At 65.6% G+C, this 21,432-nt stretch carries 26 protein-coding genes and 1 tRNA gene; 12 read left to right on the top strand and 15 right to left on the bottom strand.

Annotated elements, in window-relative coordinates; translation table 11 throughout:
* Window positions 1–23: 23 nt before the first annotated feature.
* Window positions 24–755 carry a GntR family transcriptional regulator gene (locus WG924_RS12085; RefSeq protein ID WP_345933293.1) on the bottom strand — a complete coding sequence of 244 codons (732 nt, stop codon included), beginning with the start codon at window positions 753–755 and terminating at the stop codon, window positions 24–26.
* A gap of 87 nt (window positions 756–842) precedes the next feature.
* Between WG924_RS12085 and WG924_RS12080 the strand changes: the two genes are divergently transcribed.
* Together WG924_RS12080 and WG924_RS12075 are read left to right on the top strand one after the other, a co-directional pair.
* Window positions 843–1,679 (top strand): amidohydrolase family protein, encoded by an 837-nt coding sequence (locus tag WG924_RS12080; protein WP_345933292.1) that lies wholly within the window; start codon window positions 843–845, stop codon window positions 1,677–1,679.
* 76 nt (window positions 1,680–1,755) lie between these two features.
* A tRNA-Met gene (locus WG924_RS12075) sits at window positions 1,756–1,830 on the top strand.
* Here WG924_RS12075 and WG924_RS12070 read toward each other — a convergent pair.
* From WG924_RS12070 to WG924_RS12015, 12 genes are all read right to left on the bottom strand, one after another.
* Window positions 1,787–3,463, bottom strand: a complete 1,677-nt coding sequence (locus tag WG924_RS12070; protein WP_345933653.1) for a recombinase family protein — start codon at window positions 3,461–3,463, stop codon at window positions 1,787–1,789. The two genes, WG924_RS12075 and WG924_RS12070, sit on opposite strands and share 44 nt — an antisense overlap.
* A gap of 143 nt (window positions 3,464–3,606) precedes the next feature.
* Window positions 3,607–5,265, bottom strand: coding sequence for a DNA cytosine methyltransferase (locus tag WG924_RS12065; protein WP_345933290.1), 1,659 nt, complete (start codon window positions 5,263–5,265; stop codon window positions 3,607–3,609).
* Window positions 5,266–5,436: 171 nt separating this feature from the next.
* The gene (locus tag WG924_RS12060) at window positions 5,437–6,291 is read right to left on the bottom strand and encodes a DNA adenine methylase (RefSeq protein WP_345933289.1); all 855 of its coding nucleotides are present in this window, start codon (window positions 6,289–6,291) and stop codon (window positions 5,437–5,439) included.
* Complete coding sequence (locus WG924_RS12055) at window positions 6,288–6,782, bottom strand: hypothetical protein (protein ID WP_345933288.1); 495 nt, start codon at window positions 6,780–6,782, stop codon at window positions 6,288–6,290. Before WG924_RS12055 ends, WG924_RS12060 begins: the two co-directional genes overlap by 4 nt.
* 11 nt (window positions 6,783–6,793) lie before the next feature.
* Complete coding sequence (locus WG924_RS12050) at window positions 6,794–7,075, bottom strand: DUF2312 domain-containing protein (RefSeq protein ID WP_345933287.1); 282 nt, start codon at window positions 7,073–7,075, stop codon at window positions 6,794–6,796.
* A 222-nt stretch (window positions 7,076–7,297) separates the two neighbouring features.
* Window positions 7,298–7,567, bottom strand: coding sequence for a hypothetical protein (locus tag WG924_RS12045; RefSeq protein ID WP_345933286.1), 270 nt, complete (start codon window positions 7,565–7,567; stop codon window positions 7,298–7,300).
* Window positions 7,554–7,877 carry a hypothetical protein gene (locus WG924_RS12040; RefSeq protein WP_345933285.1) on the bottom strand — a complete coding sequence of 108 codons (324 nt, stop codon included), beginning with the start codon at window positions 7,875–7,877 and terminating at the stop codon, window positions 7,554–7,556. Before WG924_RS12040 ends, WG924_RS12045 begins: the two co-directional genes overlap by 14 nt.
* Window positions 7,874–8,110 (bottom strand): hypothetical protein, encoded by a 237-nt coding sequence (locus WG924_RS12035; protein WP_345933284.1) that lies wholly within the window; start codon window positions 8,108–8,110, stop codon window positions 7,874–7,876. Before WG924_RS12035 ends, WG924_RS12040 begins: the two co-directional genes overlap by 4 nt.
* The gene (locus WG924_RS12030; RefSeq protein ID WP_345933283.1) at window positions 8,100–8,687 is read right to left on the bottom strand and encodes a hypothetical protein; all 588 of its coding nucleotides are present in this window, start codon (window positions 8,685–8,687) and stop codon (window positions 8,100–8,102) included. Before WG924_RS12030 ends, WG924_RS12035 begins: the two co-directional genes overlap by 11 nt.
* Complete coding sequence (locus WG924_RS12025; protein ID WP_345933282.1) at window positions 8,688–8,936, bottom strand: hypothetical protein; 249 nt, start codon at window positions 8,934–8,936, stop codon at window positions 8,688–8,690.
* The gene (locus WG924_RS12020) at window positions 8,933–9,175 is read right to left on the bottom strand and encodes a hypothetical protein (protein WP_345933281.1); all 243 of its coding nucleotides are present in this window, start codon (window positions 9,173–9,175) and stop codon (window positions 8,933–8,935) included. Before WG924_RS12020 ends, WG924_RS12025 begins: the two co-directional genes overlap by 4 nt.
* A gap of 87 nt (window positions 9,176–9,262) precedes the next feature.
* Window positions 9,263–9,988, bottom strand: a complete 726-nt coding sequence (locus tag WG924_RS12015; protein ID WP_345933280.1) for an XRE family transcriptional regulator — start codon at window positions 9,986–9,988, stop codon at window positions 9,263–9,265.
* Window positions 9,989–10,340: 352 nt separating this feature from the next.
* On the opposite strand from WG924_RS12015, the gene WG924_RS12010 reads away from it, so the two are divergent.
* Genes WG924_RS12010 through WG924_RS12000 form a run of 3 tightly spaced genes read left to right on the top strand, consistent with a single transcriptional unit; the run spans window position 10,341 to window position 12,154 of the window.
* Window positions 10,341–10,823: a hypothetical protein gene (locus tag WG924_RS12010; RefSeq protein WP_345933279.1), complete on the top strand. Its 483-nt coding sequence runs from the start codon at window positions 10,341–10,343 to the stop codon at window positions 10,821–10,823.
* Window positions 10,816–11,034 carry a hypothetical protein gene (locus WG924_RS12005; protein WP_345933278.1) on the top strand — a complete coding sequence of 73 codons (219 nt, stop codon included), beginning with the start codon at window positions 10,816–10,818 and terminating at the stop codon, window positions 11,032–11,034. Before WG924_RS12010 ends, WG924_RS12005 begins: the two co-directional genes overlap by 8 nt.
* Window positions 11,021–12,154, top strand: a complete 1,134-nt coding sequence (locus WG924_RS12000) for a DUF7146 domain-containing protein (protein WP_345933277.1) — start codon at window positions 11,021–11,023, stop codon at window positions 12,152–12,154. The genes WG924_RS12005 and WG924_RS12000 overlap by 14 nt, the downstream gene beginning before the upstream one ends.
* Before the next feature lie 2 nt (window positions 12,155–12,156).
* On the opposite strand, the gene WG924_RS11995 is transcribed toward WG924_RS12000, so the two are convergent.
* Together WG924_RS11995 and WG924_RS11990 are read right to left on the bottom strand one after the other, a co-directional pair.
* The gene (locus WG924_RS11995) at window positions 12,157–12,588 is read right to left on the bottom strand and encodes a type II toxin-antitoxin system HicB family antitoxin (RefSeq protein ID WP_345933276.1); all 432 of its coding nucleotides are present in this window, start codon (window positions 12,586–12,588) and stop codon (window positions 12,157–12,159) included.
* 11 nt (window positions 12,589–12,599) lie between these two features.
* On the bottom strand, window positions 12,600–12,815 hold the full coding sequence (locus tag WG924_RS11990) for a type II toxin-antitoxin system HicA family toxin (RefSeq protein WP_345933275.1): 216 nt from the start codon (window positions 12,813–12,815) through the stop codon (window positions 12,600–12,602).
* A 295-nt stretch (window positions 12,816–13,110) separates the two neighbouring features.
* On the opposite strand from WG924_RS11990, the gene WG924_RS11985 reads away from it, so the two are divergent.
* The 7 genes from WG924_RS11985 (at window position 13,111) to WG924_RS11955 (ending at window position 21,431) form a co-directional block, all read left to right on the top strand.
* Window positions 13,111–14,661 (top strand): hypothetical protein, encoded by a 1,551-nt coding sequence (locus WG924_RS11985; protein WP_345933274.1) that lies wholly within the window; start codon window positions 13,111–13,113, stop codon window positions 14,659–14,661.
* 348 nt (window positions 14,662–15,009) lie between these two features.
* Window positions 15,010–15,612 (top strand): hypothetical protein, encoded by a 603-nt coding sequence (locus tag WG924_RS11980; RefSeq protein WP_345933273.1) that lies wholly within the window; start codon window positions 15,010–15,012, stop codon window positions 15,610–15,612.
* 668 nt (window positions 15,613–16,280) lie between these two features.
* A complete protein-coding gene (locus WG924_RS11975) occupies window positions 16,281–16,574 on the top strand; it encodes a hypothetical protein (protein ID WP_345933272.1) in 294 nt (97 codons plus the stop codon).
* Window positions 16,555–18,537, top strand: a complete 1,983-nt coding sequence (locus WG924_RS11970; protein WP_345933271.1) for a phage terminase large subunit family protein — start codon at window positions 16,555–16,557, stop codon at window positions 18,535–18,537. The genes WG924_RS11975 and WG924_RS11970 overlap by 20 nt, the downstream gene beginning before the upstream one ends.
* Before the next feature lie 29 nt (window positions 18,538–18,566).
* On the top strand, window positions 18,567–18,779 hold the full coding sequence (locus WG924_RS11965; RefSeq protein WP_345933270.1) for a phage head-tail joining protein: 213 nt from the start codon (window positions 18,567–18,569) through the stop codon (window positions 18,777–18,779).
* Window positions 18,779–20,251: a phage portal protein gene (locus WG924_RS11960; protein ID WP_345933269.1), complete on the top strand. Its 1,473-nt coding sequence runs from the start codon at window positions 18,779–18,781 to the stop codon at window positions 20,249–20,251. The genes WG924_RS11965 and WG924_RS11960 overlap by 1 nt, the downstream gene beginning before the upstream one ends.
* Window positions 20,244–21,431 carry a head maturation protease, ClpP-related gene (locus tag WG924_RS11955; RefSeq protein WP_345933268.1) on the top strand — a complete coding sequence of 396 codons (1,188 nt, stop codon included), beginning with the start codon at window positions 20,244–20,246 and terminating at the stop codon, window positions 21,429–21,431. Before WG924_RS11960 ends, WG924_RS11955 begins: the two co-directional genes overlap by 8 nt.
* Window position 21,432 lies beyond the last annotated feature (1 nt).

The raw sequence follows: 21,432 nt of genomic DNA, 5'->3' as shown, positions 1-21,432 counted from the left end.
TGGGCGGGTGCGGCGGCGCCGTGTCAGCCGATCCGGCTGCGATAGCGGAAGTTGCGGGCGTTGCCGCGGGCGATCCGCCATTCAATGGCGGTGCCGTCGATGGTGAAGGCGGTGCGTTCGATTTCGGCCACGGGGTCGCCTTCGGTGATACCGAGCAGGGCGGCGGTGCCGGCATCCGCCGTGGCGAAGCTCACATCGTCGATCGCGCGGGCCACGAAGATTCCGAACCGGTCGTAATAGACCGGATAGAGCAGGGGCCCGAGGTCGTGGGCGGCGATCGTCTCCAGCCCGGGAAAGCGGCTGGCCGGCACATAGATCTCTTCGGCCAGGATCGGCCGGCCCGACAGCGATCGCAGGCGGTCGATGCGGATGGTGTCTGCGGTACCAAGGATCGCTGCCACCGGCCCGGGTGCGGTGACCCGGATCCGGGCGATCAACTGGCTTTTCGGGATGCTCTGCCCGTCCTCGCCCGGTGTCTGCATCTGGAAGAAGCGGAACAGGGTGGCATCGAAGGCGGGTTTGCGCAGATAGGTGCCCGATCCCTGCCGCCGCTCCAGCAATCCCTCATCGACCAGATGCTGCACCGCCTTGCGCACCGTGCCCACCGACAGATGGTGGTCGCGGGCAAGCGCATTCTCGGATGGCAGCACGGCATCGGGGCCCCATTCCCCGGCAGCGATGCGGGCGGCCAGGGCATCGCGCAGACGCAGATAGGCGGGCAGCCGTTCATCGGACGGCGGGTGTGGTTGCAGCATCGGCTCGGTCTCCCTCTCTCTTCCTGCCTAAACCCTTTGACCGCTCGGGTCAACCAGTTCTATATAGAACCATATAAGGGAGGCGGCATGATAGCTTTCGACGCGCATGTTCATGTTTATGACCGGGTGGCGGCGGCCGGCCCGGTGCGGTATCTGCCCAGCCGCCCGGCGCCGCTCCCGGATTGGCTCGGTTTGCTGGCGGCACATGATCTGATCGGCGGGGTGATCGTCCAGGTCAGTTTTCTGGGCACCGACAATCACATTCTGCTCGACACGCTGGAACGGCTCGACCGGCGCCGTTTCGCCGGGGTGGCGGTGGTCGATCTCGACAGCCAGCCGGCAGATCTGCGGGCGCTGGCGGCGGGGGGCATCCGGGGCCTGCGGTGGAATCTGGTCTCCGGCGCACCGGTTCCGGACCCGGCCGACCGGGCGGTGAGGGCGTTTCTCGGCCGGATGCGCGATGCCGGCCTGCATCTTGAGATCCAGCTTGAAAGCCGTCGCATTGCGCCGGTGCTGGTGCCGCTGGCCGCGGCGGCCGGCACGCTGGTCATCGATCATCTGGGGCTGGTCGAAGCGCCCGACCCCGATGATGAACCCTGGTTCCGCGCCCTGGCGGCGCTGCCGGAGGGCCATGGCATTCACGTCAAGGCGAGTGCCCCCTATCGCAGCCGGGTGCCGGTCGCGGCCCATCTGGCATGGCTGGCGGCGCGGCTGGGCCCCGACCGCCTGATCTGGGGCAGCGACTGGCCCCATACCCGGCACGAGCACAGGGCGGCCTATCGCGGCCTGCTCGATCAGACGGCGGCACGCGCCGATGACCGCGCCGCCATGGCGGCCCTCTATGGCCTGGAACGGCCCCTGCAACCACGCCCGGCGGCACCCGCGGCCTCACCCGCAATCGATCCGGCGAACACCAACACTTGACAACCCGCCTGCCGATCCGCTATTTCACGCCCACCTGATCGGCGGCACTCCAGACGACGGAGCGACGCCACCGTGAGGCGGGGTAGCTCAGTGGTAGAGCAGGGGACTCATAAGCCCTTGGTCGGGGGTTCAAATCCCTCCCTCGCTACCATCGACACAGTGCTTCCGACACTGTGGGCAGAAGGCTCGACTGATTTTCCCATCAGTCGGGCCTTTTCCTTTTCGTCTTCCACGAATTGAGCCAGTCCGAGAGCTTCCGCCGCGGGGCCGAAAACTGCTAGGCGGTACTGACCGCGGGCCGGCTCTGGATGGATTTCGATCCTGGTGATCAGCGAGCGGATCACCGCCGCTGCCTCTGCCCGGGACTGCGGATCGCCTGCCAGTGCGTCCGCCAGATCCTGGACAGCCTGTGCATAAGCCTCGGGCGCGGCTGGGTGCAGTGTGATGGTGGCGCGCTGGGCTTGGAGCGCGTCGATTTCCGCTTCGATCGCATCGCGTTCCGCTTGCAGGCGATTGGTGTCCAGGATCAGAGCTTTCGATGCGGCGCCGGCTTTGATCGCCTCAATGATCTGCCGCATCTGGAAATCGATCGATCCGAGCCGCGTGGCCAGCTTGTCGGCGCGGCCGGACTGCGCTTTTTCGAGGCGCGCAAGCTCTTCGTGATATTCCTTGATCGCCGCGGCGCGGGCGGCCGGGTCGATCAGAAATGCCTTGAGGCTGCCGAGGGTGCGGCTCTCCAGTTCGGCAAGGCGGACAGTGCGCGCGTTGGTGCATGTGCCCCGATCGTGGCGGCCATTGCACTGCATCCGGTCCTTGTATTTCACCGCATAAGGGCTGTCGCATACCCCGCAGCGGATCAGGCCGGACAGCAAGTGCGCCGGCCGGCGGCGGTGGGCCAGGGGCTGGCGGGAGACGGCCTTGCGGCGGGCTTCGACGGCTCGCCACATGTCGTCGCTGATAATGCGCAGCTTGGGCACCTCCTTCACTTCCCATTTGGCGGCATCCTGGACCCGCGGACGGCGCTGTCCGCTGTCGGGGTCCTTAATAAAGGTCTGTCGGGCGTAGATCAGCCGCCCGCGGTAGATCGGATTGTGCAGGATGCCGGTCAGCCGGGCGGCATTGCCCATGACCGTTGATACGGTCCATGTCCGTCCGGAGGGGCCAGTGACGCCCTCGCGATTGAGTGCGGACACAATCGAGCGCGGCCCTTGGCCACGGGCATACTCTCTGTAGATGCGGCGGATGATGTCGGCTTCTTCGGGGACGATTTGTCGCCCCCCCCGAATGGGCCGTCCGCGATCGTCAAAGGTGGTGTCGATCCGGTAGCCATAGGCGAGGCCGGCGGCGATGCGGCCCTCGGCGGTGATGCCGCGATGACCGCGGCGCACCTTGTCGGCGAGGTCGCGCAGAAACAGCGCATTCATCGTGCCCTTCAGGCCGATGTGTAGCTCGCTGATCTCGCCTTCAGATACGGTGATCAACCGGACACCGGCAAACCGGAGGCGTTTGAACAGGCCTGCAATGTCTTCCTGGTCACGGCTCAGGCGATCGAGGCTTTCGGCGATGACGGTGTCCCAAGGGGCGCCGTCGCGCGCCTCTGTCATCATCTGCGTGAGCTGGTTGCGCCCCCGGGTGCTGGCGCCGGAGACGGCATAGTCCGCGTAGACCTGGACGATGGCGCCGCCGCCGGCCGTGACATGGTCGGTGCACAGCTTGACCTGATCGTCGATTGACCGCTCTTGTTGGCGGTCTGAGCTGTATCGGGCGTAGATGGCGGCACGCATGGCGGGGGTTGGCCTTCCTGTTCCTGTCGTTCCTTATGGTGCTTCCTGGCCATCGCCCGGGCAACTATGCGGGCCAGGTCAATCGCGCTGTCCCGAATGACCTGATCTGATGGGACGGGGGGTGGATTGGTGATCATGCTGCATCACTCCGCGGCTGCGATTGTGGGTGTGCTCGCGGCAAGGTGCATGAGGTTCGCCCGGGCGAGTGCGCAGGCGACCTGTGGGCAGACCGAATTGCCGATCAACCGGCCTTGGTCGGTCTTGCTGACCGGTGTGCCGTCTGCCTGGCGATCCAGGACGTAGTCCGGGGGGAAGCCTTGAGCGGCGGCGCGTTCTGCGACGGTGAGCATGCGCATGCCGATATCGATCACTGGCATGCCGCGCACGGTGACGAGGGCCTGCCGGGGTTTGGTGGTCACAGTCTGGACAGGCGCTCGTGGGTCTTGGCCGACAGCAGTTCCATAATATGTCGCGAGGAAAGCGCTGACCTGGTCCGACCTGTCGACCTGACCCGACATCTCGGCGCGGACGAGCGCTTGTTTGTTGCATCTCGTGACGGTGCGGGCCGGCGAGGTCACTTCACTGCCGATCGACATGCCGTTGTGCTGCGAGATGTAGGCGGCGGCAAGGTACTGCTGGGTGCCTCTCGTGGTGGTGACGCCCAGAGGCTTGGCGATCGACGCACCGACGGTGTTTTTGTTGTGCTGGGCGATCCATGCCGCAATGAGTGCCTGTTCCCCGCGGTTTGCGGTGGTCTCCGTCGGCATCGGTTCATCAGGCCGGCGGCTGCGGCGGCGGCCAGCGTGGGTGATCGGCATGACCAGCGGGGCCATGACTCTCCTTCCCTTCCGCTTGCGGGCGCCGAGAGCGGGGACGATGTATGGATCTTCCGCTTCGAGCACGTAACGGCGCAGCCCGGCGGCAATCCGGGCCAGGGTGGCGGGCTTCAGGGGGCGGCGGCAGCCCTGGCGGCGCGCCTCGTCGGGGTCCAGGAAGAGGCTTGGGGTCGGAAGCGACCAGTCAATGATGTCGGCTGCAACTGGCCATGGCTTCATCCGTCCGTCACGGACGCCTTCGCTCGCAGGATTTCCATGAGTTGGTTCGGGCCATCTGATCGGGAGCCCGTCCCGTCGGGCTATCAGGAACAGCCTGGTGCGAATGGTTGGTGCGCCATAGTCGCATGCCCGTAGTTGCCGCCATTCGACGGCATATCCCAGCGTTCGCAAGCTTTGGATGAACCGCCGCCATGTGCGGCCTTTCCGTCGACTGCATGGCACAAGCTGCTGTTCAGAGATCGGGGTTCGCGTCCCTGGCGCGGCGATCGTACCGTCTGCCCGGGTGACGCGGGCGGACGACTTGTCCCGCTTCGCGACCAGTGGGCACCAGTCCGCGATTTCGGCGACGTTTTCCAGCATGATGACATCAGGGGCCACTGCCGCCGCCCATCTGAGGACCACCCACGCCAGAGACCGCACGCGTGGTGATGTGGGTCTGCTGCCCTTCGCGCGACTGAAATGGCGGCAGTCTGGGCTTGCCCATAGCAGGGCGACCGGTTTTCCCTCGGTGATATCGCGGGGGTCGATCTCTCGAACGTCGGCGCGCAGGTGAATCGTTGTTGGGTGATTTTTAAGATGAACGCCGCAGGCGACGGTATCGTGATTTGCGGCATAGTCCGGGTCTCTGCCTAACGCCCACTGCAAGCCAAGCGATGTCCCACCTGCACCCGCGAAAAGGTCGATGATGCGTCGCCGGTTCGCTGTGGATTTAAAGTCGAACTTGCTTTGTGCCGGCTGGATCATCATCGGGGCATTCTCCGCGGGCGCCGGCGCACCGCCGGCGGCCGATCGGGGACAGTGTCCTCAAGGCGCGGCGCCCATGCCGTCGCGCGATCCGCGAGGAAAGACGCGGTCAAAGGGTCGGTGCCCGCGCCGCTGAGGACGGCGCGGATGACAAAGCTGTCAATGTCCATGGGGTCAATCCTCGACGGGAGGCAAGGCGGAAAAGAGGTCGGGTGCCGGCCAGAAGTTGCAGTGGATGCGCTCGATCTTGACGGCATTGCGGAGCCCCCGGACGGGGGTGTCGCAGGACCACCACCCGGCATCCGAGAGGGCGTCGTCGTAGAGCGGGCATGGGGACATTGAGAGGATGATGCGCGCCTGCGCGCGAGTGACGCGCTCGATCAGCTCCACGTGTTCGGTGGGCGTCATGTCGACCGCATACAGGACTTCGTGCGTGCCCAGGGTCTCTCTTGGATATGGCGGATCGACATAGAGGGTGGCGGTCTGTCTGCCCCCGAACATCGCGAGCATTTCAAAGGCGTGCCGTTGGTGAACGTGAACGTTCATGAGCCGTTCGGCCGTCGCCCGCAGGCGATCCTGCACGCCCCGCCATGTCGCTGTGAGCCAGGACCGTCCCAAGTCGAGGCGCCAATTGGCGGTCCGGATCTGCTTACCTCCGATCGCCTGCCAACTGGCGACAAGGAGCCGCCGCGCGCGTTCGACGGGGGCTATGTCGTCCGCGTCCGGGGTGCTCCAGATCTCACGGGCGGCTTCGAATTCGGCTTGCGCGTAGGGGGTCAGGGCGATTGCCTTGCACAGCTCATCAAGCTGTTGTCGGTCCCGCATCACGCGATAGAGGTTGGTAATTAATCCGTTAGCGTCGTTGATGTGCTCGACGGACCGGCCTGGTTCGCGGGCTAGGGTCACGGCGGCTGTGCCTGCGAACACCTCGACCCATATCCCTGTATCGCGGGGGCACAGGGCGGCGACCTGGTGGGCCATGCGGGCTTTGCTGCCCATCTGCCGGTGGGCGGTGCGGATGACGGTCATCCCCCGTCTCCCTGAGGGAGCCGCTTCACCATGTCGACCACCTTTTGGGCTTGCGTGAACGTATCTGCCTTGATTAATCCGCCGGCGACGTGGGCCACATAGGCGGTCTCGACGGTGATTTCCCTGCACCCATGCGCAGCGATTATTGCGCCTTCGGGAATGCTTTCCTTGTGGCAGCACAGGGCGTCGAGGGGGTCCGGTCCCGGGCACATGTAGTCCTCGTAGCCTTCAAGCCACCAGTATGTGGCTGCCCCCGCCTGGCTCGCATCGATCGGCGCGTCTGCCGGCTCCGAGATGGCGTCCAGGGTGGCTCGTGCTGCGTGCATCGCGGCCATCAGCCGCGCCCATCGTGGATCGGCCACGATGTGACGGCTGGCAAAGACCGGGTTTCCATCCGGATGGATGTCGTGGAGGGCGCCCACAAGTTCGTGCAAGGCCTGTCCCGCGTCATGCACGGGTTGGGCGTCTGTGGCTTTGACAATGATCGTCATGGCGTCGCCTCTCAGTTGATCGGCATGCTGAGGGCACGCTTGTACAGCTCAAGCAATTCGTCCTGTTCCGCGACATCATGCGGCTCCATCTTGCGGATCTTCAGGATCTGCCGCATGACGGCGGTGTCGAAGCCGCCGCCCTTGGCTTCGGCGAATATCTCGCGGATGTCGGCGGCGATGCCGGCCTTCTCTTCTTCCAGCCGCTCGATCCGGTCGATATACGAGCGCAGGACGTCGCCCGCGATGCCGCCGGTTTCGATCGTCTCGGACGGGATTTCGTTTTCAATGTTCATCGTCTGTTCCTTTTTGTGGCCGGCAAAGGCCGGCGATGTAGGCGCGGGCGCGCTCGATCGGCCCGTGCAAAGCCGTTGTGAGATGGTCAGCGAGGGTGGTGGCGGTGGCGCGGGCCTCCGCGACGTCGTGGACCCGGATCTCGATCCGGATGCGGGTGATCCACTGCCCGTCTTCCTTGGCGGCTTCGGTTCTGGTGCCGCCGGTGACGGGATAGATTTCCCTCACCCCCGCCGGCGGATGGAACGCTGCCGGCGCAGACGGTCGCGGACGGCGGCGGACAGGTCGGCGAGGATGGCGGGATGTGCCGTGTGCAGCTCATGTGCGACTGCTGCGGCCATGCGTTCCGCCGACAGTTGGTCGGCGGCGGGGATGGTGACGGTGGCGATGATCGATGTGTCACCCGCCCGGTCGGTGCGGTGCTGGACCATCAGTCGGCCGGATTTGTGGACGATCTCAGTTGAGCCGCATCCGTGGGTGTCAGGCTGGTGCATCTGCATCGTCACCTCCCGTCGTCGGGCGGCGGATGTGATGGATCGGGTCGGGCTGGGTGATGTAGCACGCGGCCCGCAGGGTGCGACTGCCCGGGCGGGGCAGGTAGCCTATGGCGCCTTTGACGGCGATCTCGTCTCCGGTGCGGAGTTCGGCGGCCGTGACCATGTGGGCCGGGTCACGGATGATCACGTCATGCTCGGCGGTGTCACCGGCCCGCACCCGCAGAAACATCGAGCGGCCGCGCGGGCCAGTGGTCAGGGCCGGCCCCTCGCATATGGTGCCGCGCAACAGGATGATGGCGTAGCTCACAGCGCGGCCCCTCCCTTGGCATGCTGCCGGCCGGCCGGCGTCAGTCGCCAGCGGCGGTGATAGCCGTCGGTTTCGACCAGCCTTGCAATGCCGGCAGTGGACAGTGCGGACCACTGCCGGTCCTGCCATGACTGGCGCGAGGCGGTATAGGCGCCGTCGGGATCGGCCTGAACGGCGGTGAGGATCTGGACGCGGCGGGTGATGTCGCTGGGCGGGATGATGTCAGTGGACATGGCGGGCGGCCCCCTCCGGGTCGAGAGTGGCGCGCGCCTGCGCCCAGACATCCTCGAAGCGGGGTGCATTGCGCCATGCGGTGTCGGGGCCAGGCCGCATCAGCCGATCGTGCTGGTGCCAGCGCCCTAGTGGACCGCGCCAGATCCGGCGCAAGGACCACATCGACCGTGTCCGGCCCCTGTAGACGAGGGTCCACACGACGGGCGACAGGATCTCGATCCGGTGGCGTCGGTCGGGGGCGATGAAATTCACCCGTCCGGCATTCAGGGTGCGGGTGCGAATGATCGGCACGCCGATCACGTCGTCACGGAGTGTGTCTTCCTGGTAGTGACCGGCGAGGATGATGCATACAAAACGGCACGGGTGGTCGTGGTAAAGCGCCGGCTCGTCGCTGCCGACGAAGGCGTGCAGGTATATGCGCCGTCCGCCGGGCAGGCGGCAGACCAGTGCGCGGATCAGATAGGGTCGGCCGTCGGCGCGGGTGATGGATTCCGCCGGCAGGTTGGCCGCGAAGCAGTGCAGGGCGGATTGCATGGCACTGGCTGCGCGGGAACGGATGTCCGTAAAGATGGCCATCTATTCGCCTCCCCGCGCCCCGGTCAGCGCCGGATGGCCCACATCGACTGACAGGGTGGTCCACTCGATGTCGCCGCAGTTGCTGATGCGGGCGATTTCGGCGGCGGTGAAGGGGTTGGTGTCGTCGGTGCGGGGGGTGGGGACGTCAGTGCAGGGGGGGGTGACATAGACCACGGCTGCCTGCCGGGTGATGACGGTGCGCTCAATTGTCAGGCGCTGGCGGCGAGGGGGATGGCGTCTGGGGGTCATGCCGCACCGCCTTCCGCGGCGAGCGCGGTGAGGGCGGCATTGCCGAGGCGGTGGCCGGCATAGGTGGCGGCGAGGCTGGCGAGCGTGCCGCGGGCGACGTCCGGATGGACGGTGCCGCCGGGGCGCCTGCGCAAGGAGGCGGAGGCGATCCAATAGGACCGGGCGGCCATCCCGATGGGCGGGCGGCGCAGGGCCGGCGGGGGGGCGGACGGAATGGGAACGGGGATCGGCGAAAGCATGTCGGCGTTCCTCTCATGTGGTGATGAGGGGAACGCTAATGGGGAAAATAATCCGCGTCAATATGGAATGCGGAAAAAAATCCGCACCTATGCGTCAGATGTGCCCACAATCCGATGAATGGCGGCGACTTCGTCCGTGCTGTAGGCGGTGACGGCGTCAGGATGGAGGGCGCGCAGCGTAATCGTTTCCGCGCTCTGTCCGACATACTGGCGGATCAGCCCGCGCAGCGGGGCGCCATCGTCCTGGCGGATCAGCACCACGGCATAACAGCCCGGTGTGATCGGCCGGTTCGGGTTCACGTGGACCAGCTCTCCGGCGAGGTAGCGGGGCTGCATGCTGTCGCCCCTGACATAGACCGCGTAGCCGTTCGGCGCGCCGTCCAGGGCTTCAGGGCGGGCTGTCCATTCGCGCGGCCGGCCGTCGAAAATAAAGCCGTCGGACAGACCGGCCGCGCCGTGCACCGGCAAATCACGGGTGCGGGATGGTGATGATCCCCGGCCGGATGTCATGTCGATAGGGGCTGCCATTTCGAACGGTGGAGGTGCGGGCGTTGCCGTGGGCTGGTCCGCCGTTGGTGCGCCTGACAAGAGCCATTCGACGCTCACGCCCAATGCCTGGGCCAAGCGCTCGATTCGATCGGTCCGCGGCACCGATCCGCGACGAATCGACCGGATCGCGTCCGGCTGTAGCCCTGCGCGCAGGCTCGCGGCCCGGTCGCTGAGTTTCAGGACGGCAAGGCGCTCTTCAATCCGTTGGACAATCTCTTGTGCTTTCATGCGGATAATGTGCCGCGCGTCCCCGCGGTAAGTCATGAGGATAGTTTTCCTTGCAGTGCGGATTATTTTCCGCACAATATGACCCTATGAAGCCGATCGAGATCCTGTCTGCGACCGCTCGGGCCTATGAGGCTGCCTGCGGTCGCTCGCTGGCGCGGGTGAGTACTCTGGTAAGTAATGCGGGTCATGTCCTGCCGGCCATCGTGGCTGGCGACCGTGATTGCACCACCAGTACTTACGTGCGCTTCATGTCTTACTTCGCCAGTCATTGGCCGGATGAGGCTAGGTGGCCCCCTTGTGCTGGTGATCGCTGTGAGTGGAGTGCGATGCATGCCGATAATGATAGCGGCCACATGCGGGGCCGTCCGGCTCAATTGGGGACCGGGCAATGACCAAGCTTCGGAATGCTGAGGAATTTGAGGGTGTTCTGTTCCGCCAATTGAGGCACATACCGCCCGCGTTGTTGGAGCGGATTACCGGTCTCAGTCGTGGGCATCTCGCGCATTGCGCCGACCCGGACAATCGCAAACAGCTGAGCGTGCCGGCCATGGTCGGCGTTGAAGTAGCTGCCATGCTGGCGGGCGAAGAGCCGGGCTTGTTGGCCTGGTGCCGTGCCGAGGTAGCCGCGCGTGCCGAGATGTTCGGCGGTGACCGGCGGGGTGATCTGCCGCCCTTGGTGCTGTTCGCAGCGCTCGTCGCCGAGGTCGGCGATGTGTCGCGTGTGCTGACGGACAGGCTCTCTGATGGGCGGCTGTGTGCCGCAGATCTGCGGGCGCTGCTACCAGAGGTACGGGACGTGGGGCGTCAGTCAGGCGCCCTCGAACGGCGAATTATCGCTGAGATCACCCGATTGGAGCCGGACAATGGCTGAGGGTTATAGCGTGACCGGACCGGTCGGGCGGGCGGTCCGGTATCTGGGCGGGCGCGCGGCGATGATCGGCGAGCGGCTGACCCTTGATGGCCGGCCGGCGACGGCCCGGCAGATCGTTGAGGCTGCCCGTGATGCCGGATCGGGCTGCATACCCTATCCCGGTGTGCAGTGGCCGGCCGTGACCTTGCAGGTGCGCCATGGGCACGGGTGATCGGCGACTATCATTCCCGGCGCGGGTTCGGGAGGTCAAGGGGCGGGTGGCCCTGTCCTCGGTGGTGTCCCGGTGGGTCAAGCTGTCTGCTGCCGGTTTTGCCGGTGAGATGAGTCGGCTGTGTCCATTCCACATGGAGAGCACGCCCAGCTTCACCGTCAATGACCGTAAGGGGTTCTATCACTGCTTCGGCTGCGGCGCGCATGGCGACGTGGTCGACTTTGTCGCGGCCTATATGGGTATCCCACCGGTGGAGGCGCTGAACCTGCTGGAGCGCGACCACAGCCTTGATGGTGTGTCGGCGCCTGCGCCGGCGGCGGCACCGCCGCCGGTGGACGTGGAAGCGGAACGCGCGCGGGCGCGCGATTGGGCGCGGGCGATGTGGGATCAGGCGCAGCCGGGGCAGGGCACTCTGGCGGATGTCTATCTGCGGTCGCGGGCGATCGCGCTGGACCCTTGGCCATCGTCTTTGCGGTTCCTGCCGCGCGTCCAACATAAGACTAAGTCGGGGGTCAAGACCTGGTGGCCCGCGATGATCGCGGCGGTGCAGGACATCGAGGGGCGCGTGATCGGCGTCCATCGTACGTTTCTGGCCCCGGATGGCCTGGGCAAGGCGCCGGTCGATCGGCCTAAGATGATGCTCGGCGACCACATGGGCGGCGCCATTCGGCTGGCCCCGGCCAGCGCCCGGTTGGGCGTCGGCGAGGGCATCGAATCAGCGGCATCAGTGATGGTGTCATGCGCGCGCACCGGCAACCCGCTGCCGGTCTGGGCAGCGGGGTCACTGGGCAATATTGCAGGGGGCGGTTCACGAGACGCGCCCGTCCGGGCGCACCCCTTGAACCCCGATTGCCGCCTGCCGACCGATGTGCCCGACATGGCGCGGCCGGGGGTGCTTCTGCCGGCAGATGTGCGGTCGGTGGTTGTCTTGGCGGATGCTGATGCTAAGGATCAGGCCGCTAACCGCCAGCAGATCCGCCGGGCGGCGGCCCGGTGGCGCGAGGAAGGGCGGGAGGTCCGCGTTGCCTGGCCTGATCCGGGGATGGACTTCAACGACATGCTCATGGCGGCGGAAGCTGCCACGGCGGCACGACGTGCCGTTGAAGCGGGTCAGGGCTGATGTCATGCGGCGACGATATGCATCTGCATGCGCAGCCCGACCGCGCCGAGGGCGCGTTCAAGCTGGTCGATGCGCGACCGGTGCCGAAGGTCGAGAAGGCGGCGGGCCAGGCTTTCATCCACGCCGATGCGGCGTGCCAGCTCGGATTTTTTGATGCCTTGCGTCCGCATGGCTTCATAGAGCGCCAGTTTCGCGGCGACGATCGGCGGCAGGTCGACGACCACCTGACCACGGCGGGGCGCCGATGGGGCGGGGATCGGCTCGCCGCGCTCGATCGCCACTTCCAGCCCCGCCGCCAGCGCATCCACCACGTTGTGGAGCGCTTCGGCGGCGGTATCCCCCCAAGTGGTAACCCCGGGGATATCCGGGGCCTGGGCGGTGACGGCGCTGCCGTCGTCTTCGGGGGTGAGGTCGATGGGGTATGCGTAGCGCATGGCGGTGTTCCTTAAGCGATGTCGTCGAGGGTGAGGCCAAGGTCTTTGAGCATGCGGTTCAGGGTGCCCTTCGGGATGTCTCGTTTTGCGTCCTGAAGGGTGGTGAAGGCGGTGCCCCAATAGATCCGGCCGTGTGAGCCGGCGCCGTGGGATGGGTCGTGGCGGAAGTCTGTCCCCCGTTCCCTGGCCAGCTTGCGCAGCCGGCGCATCAGATCCTTTCCCGTCATCCTCTCCCCTTCTCTTTTCGGGCATTTGTGCCCGTCCGTCAAGATGAATATCGGGCATTTAGGCCCGGTCGTCAATCAGAAAATCGGGCATTTATGCCCGTATACTTACACGCGGGGATATGAAATGGGGGACGTCGTTGACATCTCCAAACGGGTTCGGGATGCCGGCCCGCCGCCGGACGGGCCGGAAGGTCCGAAGGGCGGGCGGAAAGAGGCGGGGCCATGCCCTGTGGTGGCGCTGGGTATGTGTGATGGGACGTTCTTTTATTTGTCCCCGGGGAAGCAGCTTCGGGCTTTGAAGGAACGTGATCACTCCAAAAACGGCATAACGGGACTTTTTGAAGACCAGATCACGTGGCTGTGGGATCGGTTCCCCCGCTTTGATAAAGAGGGGGAAGAAATCGTTGGATGGCAAGCTGGCGCGGCGGCGGAATATCTTATCGAGCGGGCGGCCAAAGCTGGGGTTGTCGACCCTGAAGGGCTGCGGCGTGGTGTCGGAACGTGGATCGATGATGATACCGGCGGGATCATCGTGCATTGCGGCGACAAAGTTTTCCGGTCCGGGCGGTTCCAGGGATTGGGGAGGTATGGCGGCAAAATCTACACGGCGAAGCCCCGGATGCCGGCGCCGGCCAAGCATCCGGCGGCAGCCGTGGATGTGCACCGGTTGCGCGAGCTTTTCGGCCGCTGGTCGTGGCGCCGGCCGGAGATTGATCCGGATCTGCTGATCGGGCTGGTGGCGTCGGCGCTTATGGTCGGCGCTCTGGACTGGCGGCCATCAGGATGGATCACCGGCGGTGCTGGGTCCGGCAAGACCACGCTACAGGGGTTGGTCGACGATATCGTGGGCGATTGGATGCTTAAGCTGTCGAGCACCAGCCCGGCCGGTGTGCGTGACGTGCTGTCGGGCGATGCCCGGCCCGTCAGCCTCGACGAGTTTGAACCCGCCGCGCAGGGGGATCGGGAGGCTGAGGTGTTGACCCTGGTGCGGATCGGCTCGACGCGGGATGCCGGCGGCATCGCCCGTTCGTCGCCAGATCTCAAGGGCCGGGTGATCAGCTTCCAGGCCCAATTTCTCATGTCGTCGATCCTGATCCCAAGCATGGGGGATGCCAGTTGGGACCGTATCACCGTGCTTGAGCTTGATCCCCTCACCCCCGACGCGCTGGCTGCCCGGCGCGAGATCGAGGCTGCCATCACGAGCTTCAGGGCGTTCGGGCCGGCCCTGCATAGACGGCTGATCGACAGGTGGGGCGAGTTTCGCGGGCAGTTCGACGCCTGGCGGCTGGCGCTTGGCAGCATCGGGCATTCGTCGCGCGCGGCGGACCAGCTCGGTACCCTGCTGACGGTGTCATCGATGCTGCTGTACGACCAGCCGCCGGATGAGGCGGTGGTCGCGGAAGCCCTCTCGCATCTGCAGCCGGCGGTGCTCGCAGAAGCGTCGGATCGCGCCGACAATCCCACGCGCTGCATCGAGCGCTTGTTGACCAGCCCGGCAGGTCAGTGGGCCGGCGGCTCGCAACTGACAGTCGGGGAGCTGGTGCATCGGGCGGCGTTCGCCGACCCGGGCGAGGCAGACCCGGCCCGGCAGGATCTGCGCAGGATCGGCGTCGACGTGGTGGTGATCGACGGCGCCAAGTCGCTGATCGTGTCGACGCGGCATGAGGGCATCGCGCGAATCTATGCGGGCACGCAATGGCGCGCCAGTCCAGAGGGCGCAGGCGTCTGGTCGCAGGCGCTGGGTCGCCTGCCCGGCGCCAAGCGCGGCCGCACCCACCGCTTCAAGGGCGTGCCGCCGACCAAGTCCGTGGTGATCCCCCTCGCCACGCTCGACATCGACACCTGAGGTATGCTCTGATGCTGACCATTCACAGTTGGCCGGTCTCCCCCGGCCCCCTCTATGAGCGAGGAAAGCCCGCAAGGTGCGCGGGGAGATGTTCGCGAGATGTTCGCGGGCGCCGTTACTGCGGTAACGGTCTGGTAACGCCCTTGGTAACGGCGATTGCCAATTCATTTCAAAGGGTTATGCCGAGATGTAACCGCGTTACCGCCAAATGCCATACCTATATATATGTGTGTGCGCGTGCTTGTGCGCGCGCATGTAGATGTTGTGGTTACACTGGTAACACCGGTTACATGTATTCTTATGTATATGGTTTTGTTCAGTATTTTGCCGTTACCGGGAGGCGTTACCATGCAGATGAGCGGTAACGCCGGCGCGGGACGGGTGGATATCGACGTTGAAAACCTGTTGGTCTGGGTCTATCGGGACCAAAAGGCGGATCTGGTGACCGGCCGCATGGACGATGGGCGCGTCATGGGCTGGCGCGGTTCGAGCCTAGGCCGCATTGAGGCGGTCGCGAACCTCGGATGCCGGGTCGATGGGCGCGGCGCGGGTTGGGGTGCGGCTGGTGAGCTGCACCGCGATGCGGCGGCGACCCATGAGGTGGTCGAGACGCTGGACCTTGGCACCCAGCGGGTGGTGATCCGGCACGCCAGGGCTGGCACCCGGCCCGACTGGACCGCGGGTGGGTTGCGCTGCCGCCCGGTGTGGCGCCGGACGGCAACCGGTGAAGTGCGTCCGCGGGTGATCTACACCGCGACCCGCAAGCCAAGCTACTGCCCGATCGAGATTGAGCCGGCGCCGGCGATCCTGCACGACGCCCGGATGGAGTGGGTCACCTGGCGCGGCGCGCTCGATCGGATCGCCCGTGACTTGCGGGCCGTTGACGCGCTTCTCACCCGGCACCGGATCACCGGGCCGGCGGCTGATGCAACACCGTGGCTGGCGCCTTGAGCGGGTCAAACCGTTAACCGCTATTGACCCCGGCGAAAAAGGGGTTTACAGCTATTCGAATGATCGAAGTGTGACCGATTGGGGCGGGGCCGTGTGGCTGCCGCCCCAATCGCGTTTCAGGGGCCATTGAACGGCCGCGCGCTCCACCTCATGGGGAACGCTGATACTGCTGACAGGCTACCCAAGGGGCGCCCCGGCCCCCCTGGCCTTCGTCGCCCCCTGACCACCCCCCCCTGCCCCGTCAGCCTGACCCACCCCCTCGCGGGTCCTCCCGGCGATCCCCCGGTATACGGGTCGGCGGAGCGTATGGGTTCGGGCGGCTGGGGTTCAGAAATTAGGTAAAAGTAGGTTAAATCAGCATGTTGGACCCTTCCAATGAGCTGATTTCCCGTGCCGATTACGCGCGGCGGCGGGGGGTCAGCCCCGCAGCCGTGACCAAGCGGCTGCGGGCCAATGACATGGCCCCTGCCTGCGAAGGCAAGCTGGTGCGGTGGCGGGTGGCAGATCAGATCTGGGCGGCTGGCCGGTCCCGGGTCAAATCGGCGCCGTCGGCCCCTTCATCCTTGGAGGCTCAAGAGCAAGGGCGCGGGACTTCATCTGCGCCATATCGGGGGGAAGGGGGTGCGACGCGTCCGCCTGTGGTGACCCTTGAGGGGGCGCGGCGGGCGGTGGAAATCCTGCGCGCGGAGAAGTTGGCCATTGAGGTGGGCCAGATGCGCGGCGAGTTGGTGTCGGCTAAGGCGGTGGAGATGGCCGTGAGTACCGCGCTTCGGATCGTGCGGGACCGGCTGATGTCCTTGCCCGTTCGTGCCGTCGGCCTGGTGCGGGAGGCGGAAGACGAGCGGGCGGGCGTGCTGGTGATGGCCGAAGAAATCCGGGAGGTTCTGAGCGGCCTGTCGGGGGATGTGGCGCGCGAGCTGGCGAAGGCGATGGGCGGCGAAGATGTACCTGAAAACACTTGAGGGGTATGTCGATGCCATCGTGCTGGTGGGTGGTGCTCTGGCGCAGGCCCTGGCGCCAGATCCGGACTATCTGGTTAGCAAGTGGGCGGCTGATTACCGGATCGTGGCCGGTGCATCAAGTCTGCCGGGGAAGTGGTCAAATGATGTCGCCCCTTATGGGGTGGAGATATCAGACCTGATGTCGCCTTCGGCGACAGACCAATATGTGGCAGTTATGAAATGCGCACAGGCGGGCATTTCAGAGATTGCAATCAATGCGATGTTGTCGTGGATCGATCGGGCACCGGGGCCGATCCAATACCTTCAGGCGTCCGACGACGCTGCGGATGGTTTCTTGAAAGAGAAGCTTGCGCCGGCGATGGAGGCCTCGAAACGAGTTAGCAGAAAGATCGCATCCGCGACCGGAAAAGACCACCGGTCGACCGATCGGCGGAAGGTCTTCCCCGGGGGCTTTCTTTTGCTGTCGACTGCCAGCTCGGCGAACAGCTTCCGGCAGCACTCCATCCGGTATCAGATCCGCGACGACGTGGACCAGTACCCGGAGGATGTCGACGGGCAGGGCGACGCGCTCAAGCTGGCGGACAGCCGGACCATCGCGTATCCGCTGACCAAAAAGGTGATGGATATCTCGTCGCCGACCGTCGGCGGCTCGTCGCGGATCGAGGCCAAGTTCAGGGCTGGCGATCAGCGGTACTTCCGCGTGCCGTGCTCGCACTGTGGCCACTTTCAGCGGCTGATCTGGGATCGCCTGACCTGGCAAGATGGGCAGCCGGGAACGGCCACATATCGGTGTATCAGCTGCGAAAAGCTGATCCCGCACACCGCGAAGCGGCAGATGTTGCGGCGGGGCGTGTGGGTGCCTGAAGCACCCGGGGCGCCCTATAAGAGCTATCATATCTCGTCGCTCTACAGCCCCTTCGTTTCATGGGCGGATATGGCTGCCGAATTCCTGGCGGTCAAAGATAACCCATTGGAGTTGATGGCTTTCATCAACACCAAGTTAGGCGAGGTCTGGGTTACCTCCGGTGAGGCGCCCGACTGGCAAAAGCTTCGTGACCGCGCCGAGGAATACGAGCCGGGCACAGTGCCGTGCGGGGCGGTGGTGCTGACGGCCGGCGCCGACGTTCAGCAGGACCGGATCGAGGTGTCGGTCTGGGGCTGGGGGCGGGATCGGCGGCGGTGGCTGGTGGATCATGTCGTCCTGGTCGGCGATACCGCCGACGAGGGGGTGTGGGCGGATCTTGATGCGCTGCTGGCGCGGCAGTGGCCCACCTGGGCCGGTTCGACGTTGGCTATCGACCTGCTGGCGATCGATAGCGGGTATCGCACACAGATCGTCTATGAGTGGGCGCGGCGGCATGCGTCGGTGATGGCGATCAAGGGCGCCCGGGCCAGCATGGCCCCGCCGGTGGGTGTGCCGACCGATCAGGATGTCACCTGGCGTGGCAAGCGGATCAAGGCGGGCGTGAAGCTCTGGCCGGTCGGGACATGGGCCCTGAAAGCGGAGCTTTACGCGCGCCTGTCGCTGGCGCCGATGACCATCGGCGGCTATCCGACCGGTTACGTGCATATGCCGCTGCTGGGCGACGAGTACTTTCGCCAGCTGACCGGCGAGCGGCTGGTCACGCCCACGCGGGGGAAGCGGCGGGGTCAGGCACATTGGGTGCCGGTCCATGGTCGCGTCGAGGCGCTGGACTGCGCCGTCTATGCCCGGGCGGCGGCGATGCGGCTGGGGGTCGACCGGCTCGACGAGGTCCAGTGGTCGGCTCTGGAGGTCAAAGCCGGCCTTGTCGTCGACGCGGAGCCGGCTAAAGGGCAGGCGGACCTTTTCGGAGGCGGCGGGCTGCCCAAGGCGGCGCCGGCCGTGCCCCCGAAGGCGGCGGTGCCCGCTGCGGCGCGCGGGTCGAGGGGCGGGCGCGCCAAGCGCCGGCCCGGCGCCATGAAGTCGAAATACATGTCATAAGCAAGCTTACTTTTGGTGTGAGGTGGAGCATGGCCACGGCTGATGAGCTGCGGGCGCAGCTGGAGAGCCTGCGCGCGCAGCGGGCGACCGGCGTTGCGCAGGTGCGGCATGGGGACCGGTCCGTGACCTACCGGACCGGCCCCGAAATCGACGCGGCGATCCGGCAGATCGAGACCGATCTTGCCGCGGCGGAACGCCGCATCCGGCGGCGGGTGCCGCTCTACTATGGGCGGGGCCTCTGATGGCTGTGGTCGTCTCCGGTCGGCGGCAGGGGGCCAGCCCGGCCCTGGCTCGGCGTTCTGCGGCGCACGTCACGCAGATGCGGCTGGACGGGGCGCATGCGCATCGGCGGCTGGCGGACTGGGGGCCGCGGATCGAGACGATCACGTCTCAGATCGTGTCGGGCGGCTATACCGTGCTCGCCCGCGCGCGGGATCTGGCCGTCAACAATGGCTACGCGGCGCAGGGAATCGAAGTGTTCGCCTCGGATCTGATCGGCGATGGGATCAAGCCGTCATTCCTCGGTGATGACGAGGACTTGCGAAAGAAAAAGGCAGCAGCTTACGCCGAGTGGGTCGACGAAGCCGATGCAGATGGGCACCTCGACTTCTACGGGCAGCAAGATCTGGTGGCCCGCGAGGTCTTCGAGGCGGGGGAATGTTTCGTTCGTCTGCGCCCGCGCCTTCTGTCGGATGGTCTGTCTGTTCCGTTGCAGCTTCAAGTACTCCAATCGGAGATGTTACCATTGCGCCTTAATCGGCGCTTGGAAAGCGGCAATGAAATCAAGGCTGGTATTGAGGTTAATGGTATAGGTCGGCCGGTGGCCTACCACTTTCTCAAGTCGCATCCCGGAGATCACCATGTTCAGGGCTCGACTGAGCTTGATACGGTGCGTGTACCGGCTGAGTTTATCTGTCATGTCTTCCGCAAACGCTCTGCCGGTCAGATGCGGGGACTTACACATCTGGCGCCGGCCATGGTGCCGATGTTTGTCCTGGACCGCTATGACGATGCGGAGCTTGAGCGCAAGAGGACGGCGTCGCTCTTCGGGGGGTTCATCAAATCGCCTGCCGGGGAGGCGGGAAGCCCGCTTGAGCAGCGTGCGGACGATGGTGATCTGTCCGAGGACTACGGCCCGACCGGTGATATCTCTCTGGAGCCCGGTGTTCTGCACCGGCTACTTGACGGGGAAGACATCGTGTTCTCGGAGCCGGCAGACGTCGGCACGAATTATGAGGCATTCCAGTATCGATCACTTCTTCGCATCTCTTCGGCGCTCGGGCTGCCTTATTGGGCGGTGACCGGTGATTTGCGCGAGACGAGTTATGCGTCGATGCGCGCCGGGATGCTCCAGTATCGGCGGCAGATGTCGCGCCTGCAGCATGGTGTGATTGCGTACCAGCTGTGCCGGCGGGTCGTGCGCATGTTCATGGATCAGGCGGTCCTGTCGGGGCGGCTGATCATCCCCGGATATGCACAGACGTGGCGAGAGCACGTGCGGGCCTCCTACATCCCGCCCAGGTGGGAGTGGGTCGACCCCGAGAAGGACATCAATGCGTTGAAGGCTGCGATCGATGCGCGGATCACCTCGCGACGCAAAGTGGTCGAAGCCACGGGATACGACGTCGAAGAAATCGATGCCGAAATTGCCGAAGACGAAGCACGTCTTCGCGGCAATTCGTCGCGTCAGAATGACGGGGGTAAAGATGCGTGAATATAAATTCCAGATGTCCGCGTCCGGCGCGGAAATCTTCCTGTATGACGAGGTCTACTCCTACGGGGTTTCGTCTCTCGTCAAACAAATCGCTGCGCTGAGTGAAGATGCGAAGATCACTCTGCGCATCAATTCGCCCGGTGGTGATGTCTATGCCGGTATCGCGTTGTACAACTCGTTGCTGCGCCGTCGGGACAACGTGACCGTGATCGTCGATGGTCTGGCGGCTTCCTCTGCCAGCTATATCGCGATGGCTGCCGGGCGGATCATCATGCCTGCGAATGCATACATGATGATTCACAACCCCTTCGCGTACATGGTCGGCGATGCTGATGATCTGGCCGCATACTCGGAGGTGCTGCGCAAGCTCACCAGCAGCATCTGCCGCGGCTACGCTGCGCGCACGGGGCTGACCGATGAGGCGGTCGCGGCGCTGCTGGACGCGGAGACGTGGATGACCGCGGATGAGGCAGTTGCGGCTGGCTTTGCCGACGAGGTCGAGGCCGAGGTTCGCATCGCGGCCAGCGCGTCGATGGCGCGGGTGGTGTCGAGCTATGCCAGGGCACCCCGGGTGCTGATGCAGGCTCTGGGGCCGGCCGATGATGCGGGGGATCATGATGCCGATGTGGCGCCCGTCGACCCTTCGGGCACCGCGCCCGCGGCCCCGTCGGAGGCGGATGAAGCTGAGGGCGACCCCGATGATGGCGAAGCGGGTGATGACGGCGGTGAACTTGCCGTCAGTGGCCAGGGCGGCGCCGATCCCCTCGCGGGTGAGCTGGCGCGCGCGGAGCGGATCGCACAGGCCTGCATGCAGGCCGGGCACCCGGAGCTGATCGGCGGATATCTGCTGGGCGGGCTGACAATGGCGCAGATCAGCGCCGAGTTGGCCATGAAGCGGAAGGAAGACCAGGCCGAAATCGCGAACATCTGCCATGCAATGGGGCGCCCCGAGGCGATCATCGGCTATTTCCGGTCGTTCACCCCCCTGGAGATGGTGCGTGCCGAACTGGCGGCGCACCGTGCTGAGCAGTCCGGTGGTGATATCGACAATCGGCATACCGGGGTTCAGGCGCCGCATTCGGCAGACGAGCGGCGGCGGATGGATGGCGAAAAGCCGCGGATCGATGCGCGGAAGATCATCGCAGGGCATAACGCCCGTGCGTCTAAGTGGAGGCGGTGAC

Origin of the sequence: Tistrella arctica (assembly GCF_039630945.1) — a bacterium.
GTDB lineage: Bacteria > Pseudomonadota > Alphaproteobacteria > Tistrellales > Tistrellaceae > Tistrella > Tistrella bauzanensis.
Note: the sequence above shows the minus strand (reverse complement) of the source record. Positions and strands in the feature narration are given on the sequence as shown.